At 74.5% G+C, this 15,949-nt stretch carries 15 protein-coding genes and 1 pseudogene; 9 read left to right on the top strand and 7 right to left on the bottom strand.

The annotated features are described in order from the left end of the window. Positions 1–168 precede the first annotated feature (168 nt). From ACFVU9_RS33885 to ACFVU9_RS33875, 3 genes are all read left to right on the top strand, one after another. Positions 169–789: an SMI1/KNR4 family protein gene (locus tag ACFVU9_RS33885; RefSeq protein ID WP_387600022.1), complete on the top strand. Its 621-nt coding sequence runs from the start codon at positions 169–171 to the stop codon at positions 787–789. Between the two features lie 176 nt (positions 790–965). After that, complete coding sequence (locus ACFVU9_RS33880) at positions 966–1,997, top strand: hypothetical protein (RefSeq protein ID WP_380436579.1); 1,032 nt, start codon at positions 966–968, stop codon at positions 1,995–1,997. 102 nt (positions 1,998–2,099) lie between these two features. Next, complete coding sequence (locus tag ACFVU9_RS33875) at positions 2,100–3,155, top strand: NAD-dependent epimerase/dehydratase family protein (RefSeq protein ID WP_387600019.1); 1,056 nt, start codon at positions 2,100–2,102, stop codon at positions 3,153–3,155. 27 nt (positions 3,156–3,182) lie between these two features. On the opposite strand, the gene ACFVU9_RS33870 is transcribed toward ACFVU9_RS33875, so the two are convergent. From ACFVU9_RS33870 to ACFVU9_RS33860, 3 genes are all read right to left on the bottom strand, one after another. Further along, a complete protein-coding gene (locus ACFVU9_RS33870; RefSeq protein WP_387600016.1) occupies positions 3,183–3,398 on the bottom strand; it encodes a hypothetical protein in 216 nt (71 codons plus the stop codon). Positions 3,399–3,468: 70 nt separating this feature from the next. After that, the gene (locus ACFVU9_RS33865) at positions 3,469–4,626 is read right to left on the bottom strand and encodes a sensor histidine kinase (RefSeq protein WP_380436584.1); all 1,158 of its coding nucleotides are present in this window, start codon (positions 4,624–4,626) and stop codon (positions 3,469–3,471) included. Beyond that, complete coding sequence (locus ACFVU9_RS33860; RefSeq protein ID WP_380436586.1) at positions 4,623–5,354, bottom strand: response regulator transcription factor; 732 nt, start codon at positions 5,352–5,354, stop codon at positions 4,623–4,625. Before ACFVU9_RS33860 ends, ACFVU9_RS33865 begins: the two co-directional genes overlap by 4 nt. A 173-nt stretch (positions 5,355–5,527) precedes the next feature. Here ACFVU9_RS33860 and ACFVU9_RS33855 point away from each other — a divergent pair. The 3 genes and pseudogenes from ACFVU9_RS33855 to ACFVU9_RS33845 form a co-directional block, all read left to right on the top strand. Beyond that, positions 5,528–6,247: pseudogene (locus tag ACFVU9_RS33855) on the top strand (glycosyltransferase family 2 protein); the annotation flags it as partial. Then, a complete protein-coding gene (locus ACFVU9_RS33850; RefSeq protein ID WP_387600029.1) occupies positions 6,227–6,985 on the top strand; it encodes a DUF2064 domain-containing protein in 759 nt (252 codons plus the stop codon). The pseudogene ACFVU9_RS33855 and the gene ACFVU9_RS33850, both read left to right, overlap by 21 nt. Beyond that, positions 6,982–7,641, top strand: coding sequence for an SAM-dependent methyltransferase (locus tag ACFVU9_RS33845; RefSeq protein ID WP_387600012.1), 660 nt, complete (start codon positions 6,982–6,984; stop codon positions 7,639–7,641). The genes ACFVU9_RS33850 and ACFVU9_RS33845 overlap by 4 nt, the downstream gene beginning before the upstream one ends. A 315-nt stretch (positions 7,642–7,956) precedes the next feature. Here the strand turns inward: ACFVU9_RS33845 and ACFVU9_RS33840 are convergent, their stop codons facing one another. After that, positions 7,957–9,285 (bottom strand): glycosyltransferase 87 family protein, encoded by a 1,329-nt coding sequence (locus ACFVU9_RS33840; protein ID WP_387600009.1) that lies wholly within the window; start codon positions 9,283–9,285, stop codon positions 7,957–7,959. 219 nt (positions 9,286–9,504) lie between these two features. Here ACFVU9_RS33840 and ACFVU9_RS33835 point away from each other — a divergent pair, with 219 nt between their 5' ends. Both ACFVU9_RS33835 and ACFVU9_RS33830 read left to right on the top strand, forming a co-directional pair. Continuing rightward, positions 9,505–10,614 (top strand): molybdopterin-dependent oxidoreductase, encoded by a 1,110-nt coding sequence (locus ACFVU9_RS33835; protein WP_387600026.1) that lies wholly within the window; start codon positions 9,505–9,507, stop codon positions 10,612–10,614. After that, complete coding sequence (locus ACFVU9_RS33830) at positions 10,614–11,045, top strand: hypothetical protein (RefSeq protein ID WP_387600006.1); 432 nt, start codon at positions 10,614–10,616, stop codon at positions 11,043–11,045. The genes ACFVU9_RS33835 and ACFVU9_RS33830 overlap by 1 nt, the downstream gene beginning before the upstream one ends. Here the strand turns inward: ACFVU9_RS33830 and ACFVU9_RS33825 are convergent. Beyond that, a complete protein-coding gene (locus ACFVU9_RS33825) occupies positions 11,008–11,865 on the bottom strand; it encodes an S-methyl-5'-thioadenosine phosphorylase (RefSeq protein WP_380500070.1) in 858 nt (285 codons plus the stop codon). The two genes, ACFVU9_RS33830 and ACFVU9_RS33825, sit on opposite strands and share 38 nt — an antisense overlap. Positions 11,866–12,132: 267 nt before the next feature. On the opposite strand from ACFVU9_RS33825, the gene ACFVU9_RS33820 reads away from it, so the two are divergent. Continuing rightward, positions 12,133–12,771, top strand: a complete 639-nt coding sequence (locus ACFVU9_RS33820; RefSeq protein WP_387600002.1) for a transglycosylase family protein — start codon at positions 12,133–12,135, stop codon at positions 12,769–12,771. Positions 12,772–12,829: 58 nt separating this feature from the next. Here the strand turns inward: ACFVU9_RS33820 and ACFVU9_RS33815 are convergent, their stop codons facing one another. Together ACFVU9_RS33815 and ACFVU9_RS33810 are read right to left on the bottom strand one after the other, a co-directional pair. Continuing rightward, complete coding sequence (locus tag ACFVU9_RS33815; RefSeq protein ID WP_387599999.1) at positions 12,830–13,591, bottom strand: class I SAM-dependent methyltransferase; 762 nt, start codon at positions 13,589–13,591, stop codon at positions 12,830–12,832. A gap of 138 nt (positions 13,592–13,729) precedes the next feature. After that, the gene (locus ACFVU9_RS33810) at positions 13,730–15,628 is read right to left on the bottom strand and encodes an amino acid transporter (RefSeq protein ID WP_380436713.1); all 1,899 of its coding nucleotides are present in this window, start codon (positions 15,626–15,628) and stop codon (positions 13,730–13,732) included. Positions 15,629–15,949: the final 321 nt, after the last annotated feature.

The following is a 15,949-nucleotide window of genomic DNA, read 5'->3' as shown; positions in this document are numbered from 1 at the left end:
CTGAACGCCTTCGAGATCACCTTCGACGGCCGGCTCTCCATCGGCCGCCGGTAATACAAATCAACCTGAGTTACACCGTTGGCTGGACACACCCGACAAGCGCAGGAAGTCGGATCCATCGACTTCCTGTGCACCACCCTTCGGCTATGCGAGAGGAGACTGTGGGCCATGGATGCGATCGCTCATGGTGTGCGGGAGTCGTCGTCGCGGATCGGGACGTGGCTCAGGGCCCACGTCCGGCCGGCGCCCGCCGTGCCGGCTGCGGACGCGGCGAGGCTCGATGCGGCGGCGCGGGAGCTCGGGCTGGTGCTGCCCGGGGACCTGCGGGCCTGGTGGGAATTGACGGGCGTCAGCGCCGGCTTCTGGCTCCCGGGGGAGTTCGCGCCGACGGGCCTGGAGGAGGCTCTGGAGACCCGGGAGATCTGGCTGCTGGTCGCCGAGGAGAGCGCGGGTGAGGGTGCGGGTGAGAGTGCGAGTGAGGGCGCCGTTGAGGAAACGTTCCTGCCCGGGTTCATGCCGATCGCGTTGAGCCCCGGCGGCGACGGCCTGCTCGTCGATCTGCGCTCCGGCGAGTGGCAGGGCGCCGTCTTCCTCTGGGATCACGAACGCCAGGGCCTCGGCACGCCGCTCTGGGAGGGCGTGGGCTCGATGCTCGCCGACATCGCCGATGCTCTGGCGTCCGGCACCCCGGCGTTGACGTGGCACGAGGGTCTCGGCGGCCCCGAGAATCCGGTCGTCGCGACGGTGGACGAGTCCCGCGAACTGGGCTGGAAGCCCGCGTGGATCTGATCCGCACCGAGCGTGCGCAGGAAGTCGGCAGGCCCGACTTCCTGTGCGCACGGGTCGAGGTAGCCCCTGGCAGCGGAATCGCGCGCATCGAACGACTGAGGTCTCCTGGAAGGGGTGGGTCCCTCGAGGCCGAGCTGACCGCTCGCCTCGCCCTTCACCGATGAATCGAGACCGCTGTGACAGGAATCGAAGATCTCAGAGCTGCCACCCGTCTCCTGCTCGACCTGAGCTTCAGCTGGGAGGCAAAGGCACCGGACAATGACGCACCGATCGTCGACAAGACGGGCAAGGCGAGCGTTCCCGCAGTTGCGTTCGACAAAGCGTCCGGCTCGCTGGATTTCGTCATGGATGCGCAGCGGTTGCAGATTCCGAGCCTGCAGAGTCCGCTTGCCGTTCAGATGACCGGAGTGAAGTTGGACGACTCGAGCATCAAGTGGGTCCCCTCGCTCCCGAACGGCCCGGTCGGCGTGAAGATCAAGGGCGCCGGCAGTGCCACCATCACGGGCGTCGGCGGACAGATCTCAGCGAAGCTCACTTCCCTGAATCCGGCGCTGAGCAAGTCCGGAGGGCCTCAGGACCTGCGCCCCTACGCATTCGACGTGCAGTTGGCGACGCTCGGTGCCGCCAACGGGCTGACAGCGGACTTCTCGGCCTCCATCGACGGCCGGCTCTACCTGAACAACCTGACCGTCAGCGGTCTCGCCGGGCAGCTCGAAGAACTTTCGCTGTCCATCGAGAGACTCCCGACCAGCGAGTGCGTGGAAGTCCCCGTCGCCGGCGGGACCTCCATTCTCAAGGCGGTCGTCACCGGTGTTCCTCGGGGAGCGACGCTGGCCTACTCCTGGAGCGCGGCCGGCGGCACCGTGATCGGCAGCACCACCGACAGTCTTCTGGAGGTGCGGCTGCCGGCGGCGATCGGCACGGTGGTCACCGTGGGCCTGACGGTGACGGTGACCGATGCCGGCGGCGCCACGTCGCTCGTCGCCACCCCGTTCCCCGTCCTGGGAGCCGATCCCCAGCTTGCCCAACGGATGGAGAAACTCTGCAAGATCATGGAAGAGGCTCCGAGCAACTGGTTCGTCAACCCGCTCTGGGACCCGCTCCGCGACCTGGTCGTTCACCCGAACGAGCCCGCGCTGCAAAGGACCGCAGACGTCCTGATCCGGCTTGGTGAAGCGGTGCGGAACCTGCATGACGGCACGGCGTAGGGCCGTCCCGCGGAGGAGCTCCCGGCCCGCACGGATTACCGAAGGCTGACGAACGGAGCCGAGCACCCCGAACAGCCGCCCCGCGCAGCTAAGTTCCACGGCATGGAGATTCTCGTCACCGGTGGCGCCGGCTTCATCGGCTCCGCCGTCGTCCGCACCCTCACGGCGGTGGGCCACGGCGTGCGGGTGCTGGACGCACTGCTGCCCGCCGTCCATCCGTCCGCCCAGCCCCCCGAGCTGCCGGACGGCGTGCCCTTCCTGCACGGGGACGTCCGCGACCCGGCCGCCGTGGAGGAGGCGCTCGACGGGGTGGACGCCGTCTGCCACCAGGCCGCGATGGTCGGCCTTGGGCTGGACCTGAACGACGCCCCCGCCTACGCCGGCTGCAACGACCTCGGCACCGCCGTCCTGCTCGCCGCGATGGCCCGCACCAGCGTCCGGCGTCTCGTCCTGGCCGGCTCGATGGTCGTCTACGGCGAGGGCCGCTACCGCTGCCCCGCGCACGGCGACGTCGCGCCGGGCCCGCGCCGACCGGCCGACCTGGACGCGGGCCGGTTCGAGCCGCCCTGCCCGGTCTGCGCCACCGCCCTCGCCCCCGGGCTGGTCACCGAGGACGCGCCCGCCGACCCGCGCAACGTGTACGCCGCCACCAAGCTCGCCCAGGAGCACCTCGCCTCCGCGTGGGCCCGCGCCTCCGGAGGCACCGTCCTGACGCTCCGCTACCACAACGTCTACGGTCCGGGGATGCCGCGCGACACCCCGTACGCGGGGGTCGCGTCGCTGTTCCGCTCGGCGCTGGCACGGGGCGAGGCGCCCCGGGTGTTCGAGGACGGCGGCCAGCGGCGCGACTTCGTCCACGTCGAGGACGTCGCGGCGGCCAACCTGGTGGCCCTGACCTCGATCGACGCCAGGCCGCCCGGCAGCGCCCGCGCCTACAACGTGGGCAGCGGCGAGCCCCGGACGGTCGGCGAGATGGCCTCGGCGCTCGCGGAGGCGTACGGCGGCCCGGCACCGGTGGTGACGGGCGAGTACCGCCTCGGCGACGTCCGGCACATCACCGCGGACTCCGCCCGCCTGCGCACCGAACTCGGGTGGCGCCCGCAAGTGCCGTTCCACACCGGGATGAAGGAGTTCGCCGCCGCACCCCTGCGGGCGTGACCGCGGCGGACGGAACCACCGTCACGCTCAACGCACGGCCTGTTCCCAGAGCTCCAGCCCCGCGCGGAGGAGTTCGCGCACGGCCGCGGTCTCCTCGCCCGTCCAGGCTCCCTCCCCCGCGGCCGGTTCGAGGGCTTCGCCGCCGAAGACCTTCTCGTAGGCGCTGTCGTGAACCGGCCCCTGGGCGGGCAGGGGCGGGCCGGCCTTCAGGCTGCGGGAGAGGTCCTCGAAGAAGGCGGCCATGCCCATCTCCCTGATGCCGCGGTGGCACCTGCCACACGGCGAATCTAGGCGTGCGAGGCCACCCTCGACACTAGGCGTGCGAGGCCGCCCTCGGCGCCGGCAGGGCGATCTCGAAGCAGCAGCCCCCGTCGACGTTGCGCACGCCGGCCCGCCCGGCGTGGGCCTCGACGATGCCGCGCACGATGGCCAGCCCGAGCCCGCCGCCGCTGTCCCCGCTGTCGCCGCCCTCGCCCGGGTCGCGCCGGGGCGTGCGGGCGGCGCCGCCGCGCCAGCCGGTCTCGAAGACGCGCGGCAGGTCCTGTTCCGGGATGCCGCCGCAGCCGTCGGTGACGGACAGCACGACCTCGTCCGCCTCGCGCCGGGCGGCGACCGCGACCACGCCCTCCTCCGGGGTCGCCCGGATCGCGTTGACCAGCAGGTTCCCGAGCACCCTGGTGATCTCCCGGCTGTCCACCTCGACGGGCTCGGCCGCCACCTCCCGCCCCTCCAGCCGGACCCCGCGCCGCCGGGCCAGCGGGTAGGCGCCGGCGAGCGCGTCGTCCACCAGGTCGTAGACGGACACCCGGGCCACCGACAGCGACAGCGCCCCCGCCTGGATCCGGGACAGCTCGAACAGGTCGTCGACCATCCCGGTGAGCCGTTCGACCTCGGTGCGGATCCGGACGAGGTAGCGCTCCGGCTCGTCGGCGACGCCGTCCTCCAGCGCCTCGGCCATGGCCCGCAGGCCGGCGAGCGGGGTGCGCAGGTCGTGCGAGATCCAGGCGATCAGCTCCCGGCGCGAGCGCTCCAGAGCCTGTTCGCGCGCCCTGGACTCGGCGAGCCTGGCACTGGTGGCGGCCAACTCCTCGCTCAGAGCCGCCAGTTCGGTGCCGAGCGGCTGGTCCGGCGCGGTGAACCCGGCGTCGCTACCGACCGTCCGGGCCGCCACGGCGAGCGCCCGGCTGCCGGCCACCACCTGGCGGCCGAGCAGGGCGGCGGTGAGCAGCGACACGACGGCGGCCATGCCGAGCACGGTGACGACCACGCCGAAGTCGTGGGTGGACAGGAACATCGCCTGCGCCACCGCGAAGGTGCCCGAGGTCACCGCGAGGACGGTCACCACGGCGACGGTGAACAGCGAGAGCGCGACGGAACGCCGGCGCAGCAGCCGGATCGCGGCCCAGCCGAGCAATCCGGCGCCGCCGGCGCCGAGGGCGGCGAACAGGGCGATCAGCAGGACGTCCTTCACCGGTCACCACCGCCGGCCGGGTCGTAGCGGTAGCCGACGCCCCACACGGTGGTGATGAGCGCGGGCGCGGCAGGGTCGTCCTCGATCTTCTCGCGCAGCCGCCGGACGTGGACGGTGACGGTGGAGAGGTCGCCGAAGTCCCAGCCCCAGACGCGCTGCATCAGGTCCTGCCGGGAGAAGACCGTGCCGGGGTGCCGGAGCAGGAACGCGAGCAGGTCGAACTCCCGTAGGGTCAGGGAGAGTTCGCGCTCGCCACGCTGGGCCCGGCGGGCCTTCGGGTCGAGGGCGATGTCCCCCGAGCGCAGCGGGCCGCCGTCCGGAGCCGCCGAGCCCGCCGGGGCCGCGCCGGCCCGGGCGCGGCGCAGCACCGACTGCACCCGCAGCACCAGCTCGCGCGGGCTGAACGGCTTGGTGACGTAGTCGTCGGCGCCGAGCTCCAGGCCGAGGATCCGGTCGGCCTCGTCCCCCTTGGCGGTGAGCAGCACCACCGGCAGCCCGGCGCCCTCGGCGGAGGCGCGCAGGCGCCGCAGCACCTCCAGCCCGTCGAGGCCGGGGAGCATGAGGTCCAGCACCAGGAGGTCCGGGGGCGCGCTGCGGGCGAGGGCGAGCCCCTCGGCGCCGTCGGCGGCGCGGTCCACGAGGTGGCCGGCGCGGGTGAGGTAGCCGGCGACGACCTCGGCCACGGTCGGGTCGTCGTCGATCACCAGGATGCGGGAGACGTCGTTCACCTCGCCGAGGATAGGAGGTGTCGGCGCCGGGTGCGGACCGGACGGGACGGGCGTTCGCCTTCCGTAAGATCCCCGAGCCTTGCCGGACGAGATCACCCGGACGGGCCAGCCGACACGACGTCCGCGTTCCGTAAGGCGCCGGTGCCCCCGCACGCGGCCCGTCGGCGCCTAGCGTGGCCCGCGTGACCTCACCCACCCCCATTCCCCCTTCCGTCGACGTCGTCCTGCCGTGCCTGGACGAGGCTGCCGCGCTGCCCTGGGTGCTCGGCCGGATCCCGGCCGGCTGGCGGGCGATCGTCGTCGACAACGGCTCCACGGACGGCTCGGCCGAGCTGGCCCGTTCGCTCGGCGCGACGGTGGTGGCCGAGCCCCGGCGCGGTTTCGGCGCCGCCTGCCACGCCGGGCTGCTCGCGGCCACCGCCGAGCTGGTGTGCTTCCTGGACTGCGACGGCTCGCTCGATCCGGCCCAGCTGCCGCGCGTCACCGAGCCGGTGCTGGCGGGTACGGCGGACCTCGTCCTCGGCCGGCGCCGCCCGTCGACGGCCGGGGCCTGGCCGGTGCACGCCCGGCTCGCCAACGCCGTCCTCGCCCGCCGCCTGCGCGCCCGCACGGGGGCGGCGCTGCACGACCTCGGCCCGATGCGGGCCGCCCGCCGGGAGCGGCTGCTGGCGCTCGGCCTGGGCGACCGGCGCTCCGGCTACCCCCTGGAGATGGTGCTCACGGCGGCGGCGGCCGGGATGCGGATCGCCGAGACGCCGGTCGACTACCTGCCGCGCGCGGGCCGCTCCAAGGTCACCGGGACCCTGCGCGGGACCCGGCAGGCCGTCCGCGACATGCGGGCGGTGCTGGCCGCGCCGCCGCCCACGCTGCTGGTGATCGCCAAGGCGCCCGTCCCGGGCCGGGTGAAGACCCGGCTCACGCCGCCGTTCACGCCCGAGCAGGCCGCCGGTCTGGCCGAGGCCGCGCTCGGCGACACCCTGCACACGCTGTCCACCGTCCCGGCCGGGCTGCGCCTGCTGGTGCTGGACGGCGAACCGGGCGACTGGCTGCCGCCGGGCTGGCAGGTCGTGCCGCAGTCGGGCGGCGGCCTGGACGAGCGGCTCGCGGCGGCCTTCGCCGACGCCGCCCGCCTCGCCCCGGGCGCGCCCGCGCTGTTGGTCGGCATGGACACCCCGCAGCTGAGCGCGGCGGCACTGGCCGAACCGCTGTCCGCCGCCCGGCGCACGGGCGTCGACGCGTGGTACGGCCCAGCAGCGGACGGCGGCTTCTGGGCCCTCGGCCTGGCCCGGCCGACGGCTCCGCTCGCCGCCCGACTCCTGCGCGGCGTACCGATGTCCACGCCGCACACCGGAGCCCACCTCCTCGACCGTCTCGCCGCAGCAAATCTGACGGTCCATCACCTTCCGGAACTCACCGACGTGGACACCGCCGAGGACGCCCGCCGCGTCGCCGCCGAAGCCCCGCACAGCCGCTTCGGCTCCCGCCTCGCCGACTTCGAACTCAGCCACGGGGACGATGAGTTGACACCCACCACCGCTCTGCAGGTCGACTTCGAACTCAGCCACGGGGCCGATGAGTTGACACCCACCACCGCTCTGCAGGTCGACTCTCCCACCGGGATGCCACGTTGACGATCACCGCCACCACCCCCTGGGTCGACGACCCGTTCGCCGAGGCCGTCCGCACCGGCCGCGGCCCGCTCTGGCTCCGCCGTGCCGACGGCCACCGCCTCCGGCTCGACGTCGAACGCTGGTGCGCCCCGGCCACCGGGGCCGACCACAGCCTGCTGCTGCGCTGCACCCGGCTCTCCGCCCCCGTGCTCGACCTCGGCTGCGGGCCCGGCCGCCTGGTCGCCGCGCTGCTCGAACTCGGCGTCCCGGCGCTCGGCGTGGACGTGACCGGCGCGGCCGTCGCCCGCACGCTCGGCCTCGGCGGCCCGGCCCTGTGCCGCTCGGTCTTCGACCGGCTGCCCGCCGAGGGCCGCTGGGGTGCCGCACTGCTGGCCGACGGCAACCTCGGGATCGGCGGCGACCCGCTCGCCCTGCTCCGCCGGGGCGCCGAACTCATCGCCGCGGACGGCCTGTTGCTCGTCGAGGTGGAGGCGGCGGAGACGGACGAGCGCGCCGTCGTCCGGGTCGAGGGCCCGGACGGCCGCCTCGGCCCGCCGTTCCCGTGGGCCCGCCTCGGCACCCGCGCCGCCCTGCGCCGCGCCCGCGCGGCCGGCCTCGCGGAGGCCGAGCGCTGGACCTCGCACGGCCGGCGCTTCCTCGCCCTGCGCAAGGCCTGAGCCGGACGCGGGCATGGATTTGGGCCGGGGTCCAGGGAGCCTTGCAGGACGCCGTTCGTGCGTCACGCGTGCGGCTGTCGCCCAACCGCCTCTCGGCCCCTCGGTCAGGGGTGCCCCGGCGGCACCCTTCGCGGCGTCGCGGCCGAGCCTGCCAGAAGCCCCGGGCGGGGACAAGACCCCCGAACCGACGCCTACCCGGCGTTCCCCACCCGCCACGGCGGGTGCCCGGACCTGCACGTCAACGGCACCCGTCCCGCGCCGTCCGCGCACCGGACCCACGGGACGGGCACCAGCCCCACGGGACGGGCACCCCCTTCACACCGCCCGCGCGAGCACCCGCCGAGCGGCCCGGCGGCCGCCCCACCGCCGCACCGCGCCGCCCGTCACGACGCACGCCAGCGCCACCCCGTACGCGGCCTGCTGCGCCTCGATCCCGCCCGTCAGGTAGAGCACCTGCCCCGCCGCCGGGACGGCCAGCCACTCCCACCGCCCGTCCAGCGCGACGAGCGCCACCACCAGCAGCCCGTACCACGGGTAGGACGGCGCCACGACGAGCAGTGCCGTCCCGGTGACGAGGAGCGCGCCCGACCACGGCCGCGCCGGGTCCCCGCGCCGCAGCACCCACAGCGCCACCCCGGCCAGCACGGCTCCCGCCGCCCACGGCAGCAGCGCGTCCGGCAGGACCAGCGCCGGCAGCCCGAACCGGTCGATGTGCCCCTGCTCGTAGCCCTCCTCCCGCAGGTAGCCCGGCAGGTACCCGAGCACCCCGGCGCCGGACGCGGCGACGTACGGGACGTACGAGAGCGCGAACGCGCCGACCGTCCACGCCAGCAGCACCGCGCTCTCCCGGACGGACCGGCGGGCGAGCACCCCCGGCAGCGCCAGCCCGGGCAGCAGCTTGACCGCGATGGCGGCTCCGGCCAACAGCCCCCCGGCCGCCGGGCGCCGTCGCACCACACACCCCAGCCCGGCCACGAGCAGCAGTGCGCCCAACGTGTCCACGTGCGCGTCGTTGACCGCCCACACCGTCACGCCCGGGCACCACCCCCACAGCGCCGCCCGCCGGTTCCCCCGCCCGACCACGAGCAGCGCCCCCGTCGTCGCGACCGCGAGCAGCGCGCCGGCCGCCTGCGCCCCGCGCACCCCGCCGCCGAACGGGTGCACGACGAGGAACCACGCCTCCGCGACGGGCGGGTAAATCGTGTGCACGGCGGGCCGGTTGATGTGGGTGCAGTCCCCGGCCGCCGTCCGCCGCTCGTCCCAGCCGGCGCACTCCCCGCCCGTCGGCCAGAGCCCGGGATCGCGCAGCCGGGCGAGTGCGGGGTCGTCGGGGGTGTGCGCGTACGGGGAGATCCCGGCGGCCTGCACCCGGCCGTCCCAGACGTACCGGTAGGCGTCGTCGCTGGTGCGCGGCGGCGCGAGGAGGCCGACGGCGGCGACGGCGATGCTGCCCGCGAGCACCAGAGGCGCGACCTGACGGTCAGTCACCTTCCGGAGCGGTACGAGCGCGAGCGCGAACAGCCCGGCGTCGACGGCGTACCAGACGAACAGGGGCGCGCGATGGTCGAGCGCGCCACCGCCCGTGACGGTCACGACGAGGGCTCCGACCAGGGCGGCGAGGGCGAGGAGGGCACGAGTGAGCACGGCGCCCACCCTGCCACCGCCGGGCCGGGGCGGGCCGCCGCGACGTGGCGCCGTTCGGATTCCGTAAGCACGTCGGAGCGCCGCCGCGGGGCCCCGGACGGGTTCCATGGGCACGTGAACCCGAAGACGCCCGAACCCCCCGGCCCGAGCTCCCCCGGCCCGAGCTCCCCCAGTCCGTCCCGCCGCTACGACCTCCCGCTCCCGCCGCCGCCCGACGCCCTGCGCCGCGGCCCGTTCCGCGACGGGAAGTTCCGCTCGGCGCTGCACGAGCCGCGCACCACCGTCGTGCTCGGCCGCTGGCTCGGCGCCGCGCTGCTGGTCTGCTTCCTCACCGGCCTGGTCAGCCACGCCCTCCAGGACCCGCCGACCTGGCTCGTCCCGTACCTCCAGAGCCGGCCGGTGGGCGGCTACCAGGTCACCCAGGGGCTGCACGTGATCAGCGGCCTGGCCGCGATCCCGCTGCTCGGGGCGAAGCTGTGGACGGTCTACCCGCGGCTCTTCGAGTGGCCGCCCGCCCGCAGCGTGCTGCACGCGCTGGAGCGGCTCGGCATCTTCGTCCTCGTCGCGGCGATGCTGCTGGAGGTGTTCACCGGGCTGTTCAACACGCTCCAGTGGTACCCGTGGCCGTTCCCGTTCCGCCAAACCCACTTCTGGCTGGCCTGGTTGGCCACCGGCGGGCTCCTCGTCCACATCGCCGCCAAGGGCACGCTCATCGCCCGGCACTGGCGCCGCCCGGCCGTCGGGCTCCCGCAGCGCCGCGCCTTCCTGACCGCCGTGACGGCCGCCGCGGGTGTCGTGACCCTCACCACCGCCGGGCAGACGGTGCCCTTCCTCAGCGGCCTGGACCTGCTCGCCCCGCGCCGCCCGGACATCGGCCCGCAGGGCCTGCCGGTCAACCGCACCGCCGCCCAGGCCGGCACCGTCACCGCCCCCGCGGACTGGCGGCTGCGCGTGGACGGCCCCCGCCCGTACACCCTCACCCTCGCGGAGCTCGCGCAACTACCGCAGCACGACGTGGAATTGCCGATCGCGTGTGTCGAGGGCTGGAGCGCGACGGCCCGCTGGAGCGGGGTCCGGATCGCCGACCTGATGGAGCGCGCCGGCGCCCCGGCCGGGTCCGCACTGCGCTTCACGTCCTTCGAGGCCAACGGGCCCTACCGGGTGATGGAGATGCCGTCCGAGTACGCCGTCGACCCGCTCTCACTGCTCGCCCTGCGCGTCAACGGCGAGGTACTGAAGGCCGACCACGGCTATCCGGCGCGGGTCATCGCCCCCAACCGGCCCGGCGTGCTGCAGACCAAGTGGATCGAACGGATCGAGGTCGTCTGATGCCCCGTTGGCTGCGCGCCGCCCTCCTGCTCGGCGGCCTCGCCCTGCTCGGCTTCGGCCTCTCCGGCCTGCTCGCCGACTCCTACATCACCGCCCCGTTCGACGTCCTGGTGTGGGCCGTCGGAGCGGTCGTCCTGCACGACGGCCTGTGGCTGCCGCTGCTCTGCCTGGTCGGCGCCCGCTACGCCCGCGGCCCGGTGCTGCGCGCGTGGCTGGTCGTCGCGGCGGCGGTGACGGCCGTCGGGCTGCCGGCCGTCCTGCGGGACGGCACGGACCACGGCAACTCCACGCTGCTGCCGCTGCCTTACGGCCGCAACCTGCTGCTGGTGCTGGCCGCCACCGCCGTCGTCGCGCTGCTGGTCGCGCTCGTCCGGCGGTGGCGCACCCAGGGCCTCAGGCCCCGGCGGCGACGCCCGGCAGACCCGTCGTGAGCCCGTCCAGCGCGTGCGAGCAGACGCAGTCCCGGTCGGCCGGCAGGCTCTCCAGCGCCTTGAACAGCACGGTGCGCAGCCGGTCGACGTTCCCCGCGAAGGCCTTCAGCACCTCGGCGTGGGTGACGCCCTCACCGGCCTCCACCCCGGCGTCCAGGTCGGTCACCAGCGCCAACGACGTGTAGCAGAGCCCGAGTTCGCGCGCCAGCACGGCCTCGGGGTGCCCGGTCATGCCGACCACCGACCAGCCGTTCGCGGAGAACCAGCGCGACTCGGCGCGGGTGGAGAAGCGCGGGCCCTCGATCACCACGAGCGTCCCGCCGTCCACCGGCTCCCAGGCCGCGTCGCGCGCCGCGTCCAGCGCCGCCCGGCGCCCGGCGGGGCAGTACGGGTCGGCCATCGACACGTGCACGACCTCGGGGAGCGAGCCGTCCGGCAGCGGCAGTCCGTCGTAGTAGGTCTGCACCCGGCCGGAGGTGCGGTCGACGAACTGGTCCGGCACCAGCAGCGTGCCGGGCCCGTACTCCGGCCGCAGCCCGCCCACCGCGCACGGCGCGAGCACCTGGCGCACACCGAGTGCGTGCAGGGCCCACAGGTTGGCCCGGTAATCGATCCGGTGCGGCGGCAGCCCGTGGCCGCGCCCGTGCCGCGGCACGAACGCCACCCGGCGGCCGGCCACCTCGCCGAGGAACAGGGCGTCGCTCGGCGGCCCGTACGGCGTGTCGACGCGCACCTCGGTCACGTCGTCCAGCAGCGCGTACAGCCCCGATCCGCCGATCACACCCAGTTCGGCGCGCGGGAGTCGCTGATCGTTCGTCATCGTTCGTGCCCTTCCTCGGAGACGTCCCGGCCACTGTAGGAGGCGGCGCCCCCGGCGGAAGCGGGACCTCGATTACGTCGGTCTTACGGCTCGCGGCGCCGCGGGCCGCTGCGGCCGAATGGCGGCGGGCCGCCGGGGTGGTCCCCGGCGGCCGGGCGGGTGACTTTCCGGACGCGTCGGCAACCGTCCGCCCCACCCGGCGTGCGTCGGTGGACATGCGCCGCCTCCGGACGGCGTACGCCCTGTCCCCGGACCTGAGAGCCGCCCATGCCTCCCACCGCCCGTCTCCGCAGCCTCGTCCCCACCGCCCTCTGCGCCCTGGCCGTCGCCCTCGCGGCCCCCGCGGCGCAGGCCGCACCCCCGGGCGGCGGCCACGGGGCCGACCCCGTCGGGAGGTACGACTGGGAGAACGTGGCGGACTGCGAGAGCAGCCACGACTGGCACATCAACTCCGGCAACGGCTACTTCGGCGGCCTCCAGTTCGACAACCCCACCTGGCGCGAGAACGGCGGCCTCGCCTACGCCCCGCGCGCCGACCTCGCCACCCGCGAGGAGCAGATCGCCGTCGCCACCGTGCTCGCCGAGCGCCGCGGCCTGAGCCCCTGGCCGGTCTGCGGCGCCCGCGCGACCCGCGACCACGACCGGACCCGGGACCACGACCGCGATCGGGAGCGGGACCGCGATCGGGAGCACGCCCGCGGCACCGCCCTGCCGCCGCCGGCCGCCCCGGCCACCGCGCTCGCCGGCGGTGAGCGGCGGGTCGGCCAGGACGACACCCTGTTCGGCCTCGCGGACACCCTCCGCCTCCCCGGCGGCTGGCCCGCCCTCTACGAGGCCAACCGTGACGTCGTGGGCGACGACCCCGACCTCATCCAGCCCGGCATGGTCCTGCGCCTGCCGTCCTGAGCCCGGCCGGACCCGCCGCCGCCCACGCCCCCGCCAGTGGGGAGCGTGGGCGGTGTCGTCACGCGGGCTCCGCCACGAGGACGTGCAGCCCCCGCGCCCCCACCTCGCTGTGCCGGACGGCCAGGCCCGCCGCCGCGCACTGCTCCTCGACCCACTCCGGTGAGAGCCGCAGCTTCGGGTAGCTGCTGACCTCCTGCGTCCACGTCCCGCCGCTGCGGGTGTGGACCAGGTCGTGCACCAGCGCGGTGTCCTCGTCCGGGTACTCCAGCACGCAGGTCATGATCCGGTCCTCGGTGGCCCGCACCGGGAGGAAGCGGTCGGTGCCGGTGAGCGGCCGGGTCAGGTCCCGGAAGGACAGCACGAGCCGCCCGCCCGGCGCGAGCGCGCGCGCCGCGTCCCCCAGCAGCGCGACGACGTCCTGCCGCGCCGGGAGGTGCGTGAGCGTGTCCCCCATGCACACCACCGCGGCCACCGTGCCCGGCCCGGTGTGTGCCGGCAGGGCGCCCCGCAGGTCCGCCAGGACCGGCCGGACGGTGTCCGCGTGCCCGGCCTTCGCCGCCAGTTCCGTCAGTTCATCGAGCAGCCGCGCGCTCGTGTCGACGGCGAGGACCGTCCCGTAGCCCAGCGCGGCGAGGGCGAGGCTCTGCGGCCCCGGCCCGGCCCCGAGGTCCACGGCGAGCCGGCCGGGGCCGTCCGCACTCACGCCGAGCCCGGCGAGCAGCTCGGCCTGGGCCGCGGCGAGGGCCGGGACGTCACCGCCGAGCATCCAGGTGTAGTGCGCGGCGAGGAGTCGGTCGTAATGCTCGGGTGCGGTGTTCACGGAGGTTCCTTCCGTCCGAAGTTCCTGTCCCTGACGGCATGTTAGGAACTCCTGATCCCGGCGAACCGGGCGCCCCCGGAAAAGCGGTCGGCCCGCCCGGTCACCAGGACCGGACGGGCCGACGGACGGCGGGGCGCGCTACCCGACGTGGACGCGCGGGCGGCGCGTGCGGTCCGGCTCCGCCTCGCGCAGCACCTCGCGGGTGACCGGGGCCACCTCGCCCTGGCCGAACAGGAAGAACCGCAGGAACTGGGCGAACGGGTTGCCCTCGGTCCACTCGAAGTACAGGTGCGGCCGCTGGCCCGTACGGTCCCGGACGGTGAGCGCCAGCGCGGCGATCGCGTTCGGGACGCTGGAGCTCTCCAGCGTCAGCACCCGGTAGCGCCCGTGCAGCACCTCGCCGCGGACGGTGAGCTCGGACTCGAAGTCCGAGGCGTCGCGGACCGTCACCTCGACGAAGACCAGGTCGTCCTCGCCCGGGATGTCGTTGTCGGCGCGGATCTGGCGGATCTTGTCGCGGTACTCGGCGACGTCCCGGTGGGTCGGCTCGTTGGCGATCAGGCGCAGCGGGCGGTGCGCGTAGTCGCGGATGAAGCGCTCGGCGACGTCGTCCAGGGTCACGTCGGTGACGCGCAGCTCGAAGGCCCGCTTGAGCCGGGAGAGCAGCGACACCAGGATGATGCCGGCGATGAAGCAGGCACCGATCTTGACGCCGTCCGGACGCTCCATCGTGTTGATCACGGTGGTGTACAGGAACACGGCCGAGATGATCCCGAAGGCCGTGGTCCAGCCGCGCTGGCGCTTCTTGTAGGCGGCGATGGTCACGGCGATGGCCGCCGAGCTGATCAGCACGAGCACGCCGGTCGCGTAGGCGCCGCCCTGGGCGTCGACGTTGGCGTCGAACAGCCAGGTGATCAGGAAGCCGACGAGGGTGAGGACGATCACCATCGGACGGACGGCGCGCGCCCAGTGCGGGGCCATGCCGTAGCGCGGCAGGTAGCGGGGCAGCAGGTTCAGCATGCCCGCCATGGCGGAGGCGCCGGCGAACCACAGGATCGCGATCGTCGACAGGTCGTAGACGCTGCCGAAGGCGCCGCCCAGGTACTGGTGCGCGAGGAAGGCGAGGGCGCGGCCGTTGGCCTCGCCGCCGGCCTCGAACTCCTTGGCCGGGATGAGCAGCGTGCAGATGAAGCTGGTGGCGATCAGGAAGGTGCTCATGATCACGGCGGCGGTGGTGAGCAGCTTGCGGGTGCCGCGGATGCGGCCGGCCGGGTTCGCCTCGGTGTCGCCCGCGTCGCCCTCGATGTGCGGCATGACGGCGACGCCGGTCTCGAACCCGGACATGCCGAGCGCGAGCTTGGGGAACACGACCAGTGCGACGCCGATCATGACGAAGACGTTGCCGTGCTGGACGGTCAGCGCGTTGGACCAGTCGGTGACGACGTGCGGAGCCTGGATGATCTTCCAGATGCCGACCGCGACGACCACGACGTTGAGCGCCAGGTAGACCACGACCAGGCCGACGGCCAGGCCGATCGCCTCGCCGAAGCCCTTCAGGAACACCGCGCCGAGCAGCGCGACCAGGATCAGCGTGATCAGCATCTGCTTGCCGCCGAGGACGCTGTTCAGGTGCGGGTTCTCGACCAGGTGCGCGCTGGCGTCGGCGGCCGAGAGCGTGATCGTGATGATGAAGTCCGTCGCCGCGAAGCCGAGCAGGGCGAGCACGAAGAGCTTGCCCTTCCAGAACGACAGCAGCCGCTCCAGCATCGCGATCGAGCCCTCGCCGCGCGGGCTCTCCTGGGCCACCCGCCGGTAGACCGGCAGCGCGCCCAGCAGGGTCACGATCACCAGCACGATCGTGGCGATCGGCGACAGCAGGCCGGCCGCGAGGGCGGCGATGCCCGGCTGGTAGCCGAGCGTCGAGAAGTAGTCCAGGCCGGTCAGGCACATCACGCGCCACCAGCGCTGGCCCTGGTGGCCGCCGTGCGCTTCGCCGCCGTCCTGCCCGCTCTGGTCACCCTGCGTGTCCTTGGCCACGGACGCGTCGGCCAGCAGCCAGCTGCGGAGGCGTATTCGCGCCGACGGCGCGGCCACCTCCGGGGACGCCGCCACCTGCGCCGTCCCCGTCTCCGTCGAACCCGACGAAACCACCTTGCACCTCTTGTTCAAGACCCCGTAAAAGCGCCGTCGGGCGACGGCAGTGCGCCAGGCTATGCGACCGGCGTTAAGGAGTCGTCATCGGCCCGCGTTAAGAAAACGTCATGGTGGTGGACGTCTTGGCGCCGTCGGGGGCGCGCCGGGGCGGGGGGGCGCCCCCCGCCCCCCCCCCCCCTGGGGGGGGGGGGGGGGCCCCCCCCC

Source organism: Kitasatospora sp. NPDC057936 (assembly GCF_042887525.1).
In the GTDB taxonomy this organism is placed as follows: Bacteria; Actinomycetota; Actinomycetes; order Streptomycetales; family Streptomycetaceae; genus Kitasatospora.
The sequence above is the reverse complement of the archived record's forward strand: the minus strand, read 5'-3'. Positions and strand labels throughout refer to the sequence as shown.

Coding starts and splice junctions, on each gene's coding strand:
- ACFVU9_RS33830 (WP_387600006.1), top strand. CDS start 10,614: ATGCCCCGTTGGCTGCGCGCCGCCCTCCTGCTCGGCGGCCTCGCCCTG.
- ACFVU9_RS33825 (WP_380500070.1), bottom strand. CDS start 11,865: ATGACGAACGATCAGCGACTCCCGCGCGCCGAACTGGGTGTGATCGGC.
- ACFVU9_RS33870 (WP_387600016.1), bottom strand. CDS start 3,398: ATGGCCGCCTTCTTCGAGGACCTCTCCCGCAGCCTGAAGGCCGGCCCG.
- ACFVU9_RS33820 (WP_387600002.1), top strand. CDS start 12,133: ATGCCTCCCACCGCCCGTCTCCGCAGCCTCGTCCCCACCGCCCTCTGC.
- ACFVU9_RS33875 (WP_387600019.1), top strand. CDS start 2,100: ATGGAGATTCTCGTCACCGGTGGCGCCGGCTTCATCGGCTCCGCCGTC.
- ACFVU9_RS33885 (WP_387600022.1), top strand. CDS start 169: ATGGATGCGATCGCTCATGGTGTGCGGGAGTCGTCGTCGCGGATCGGG.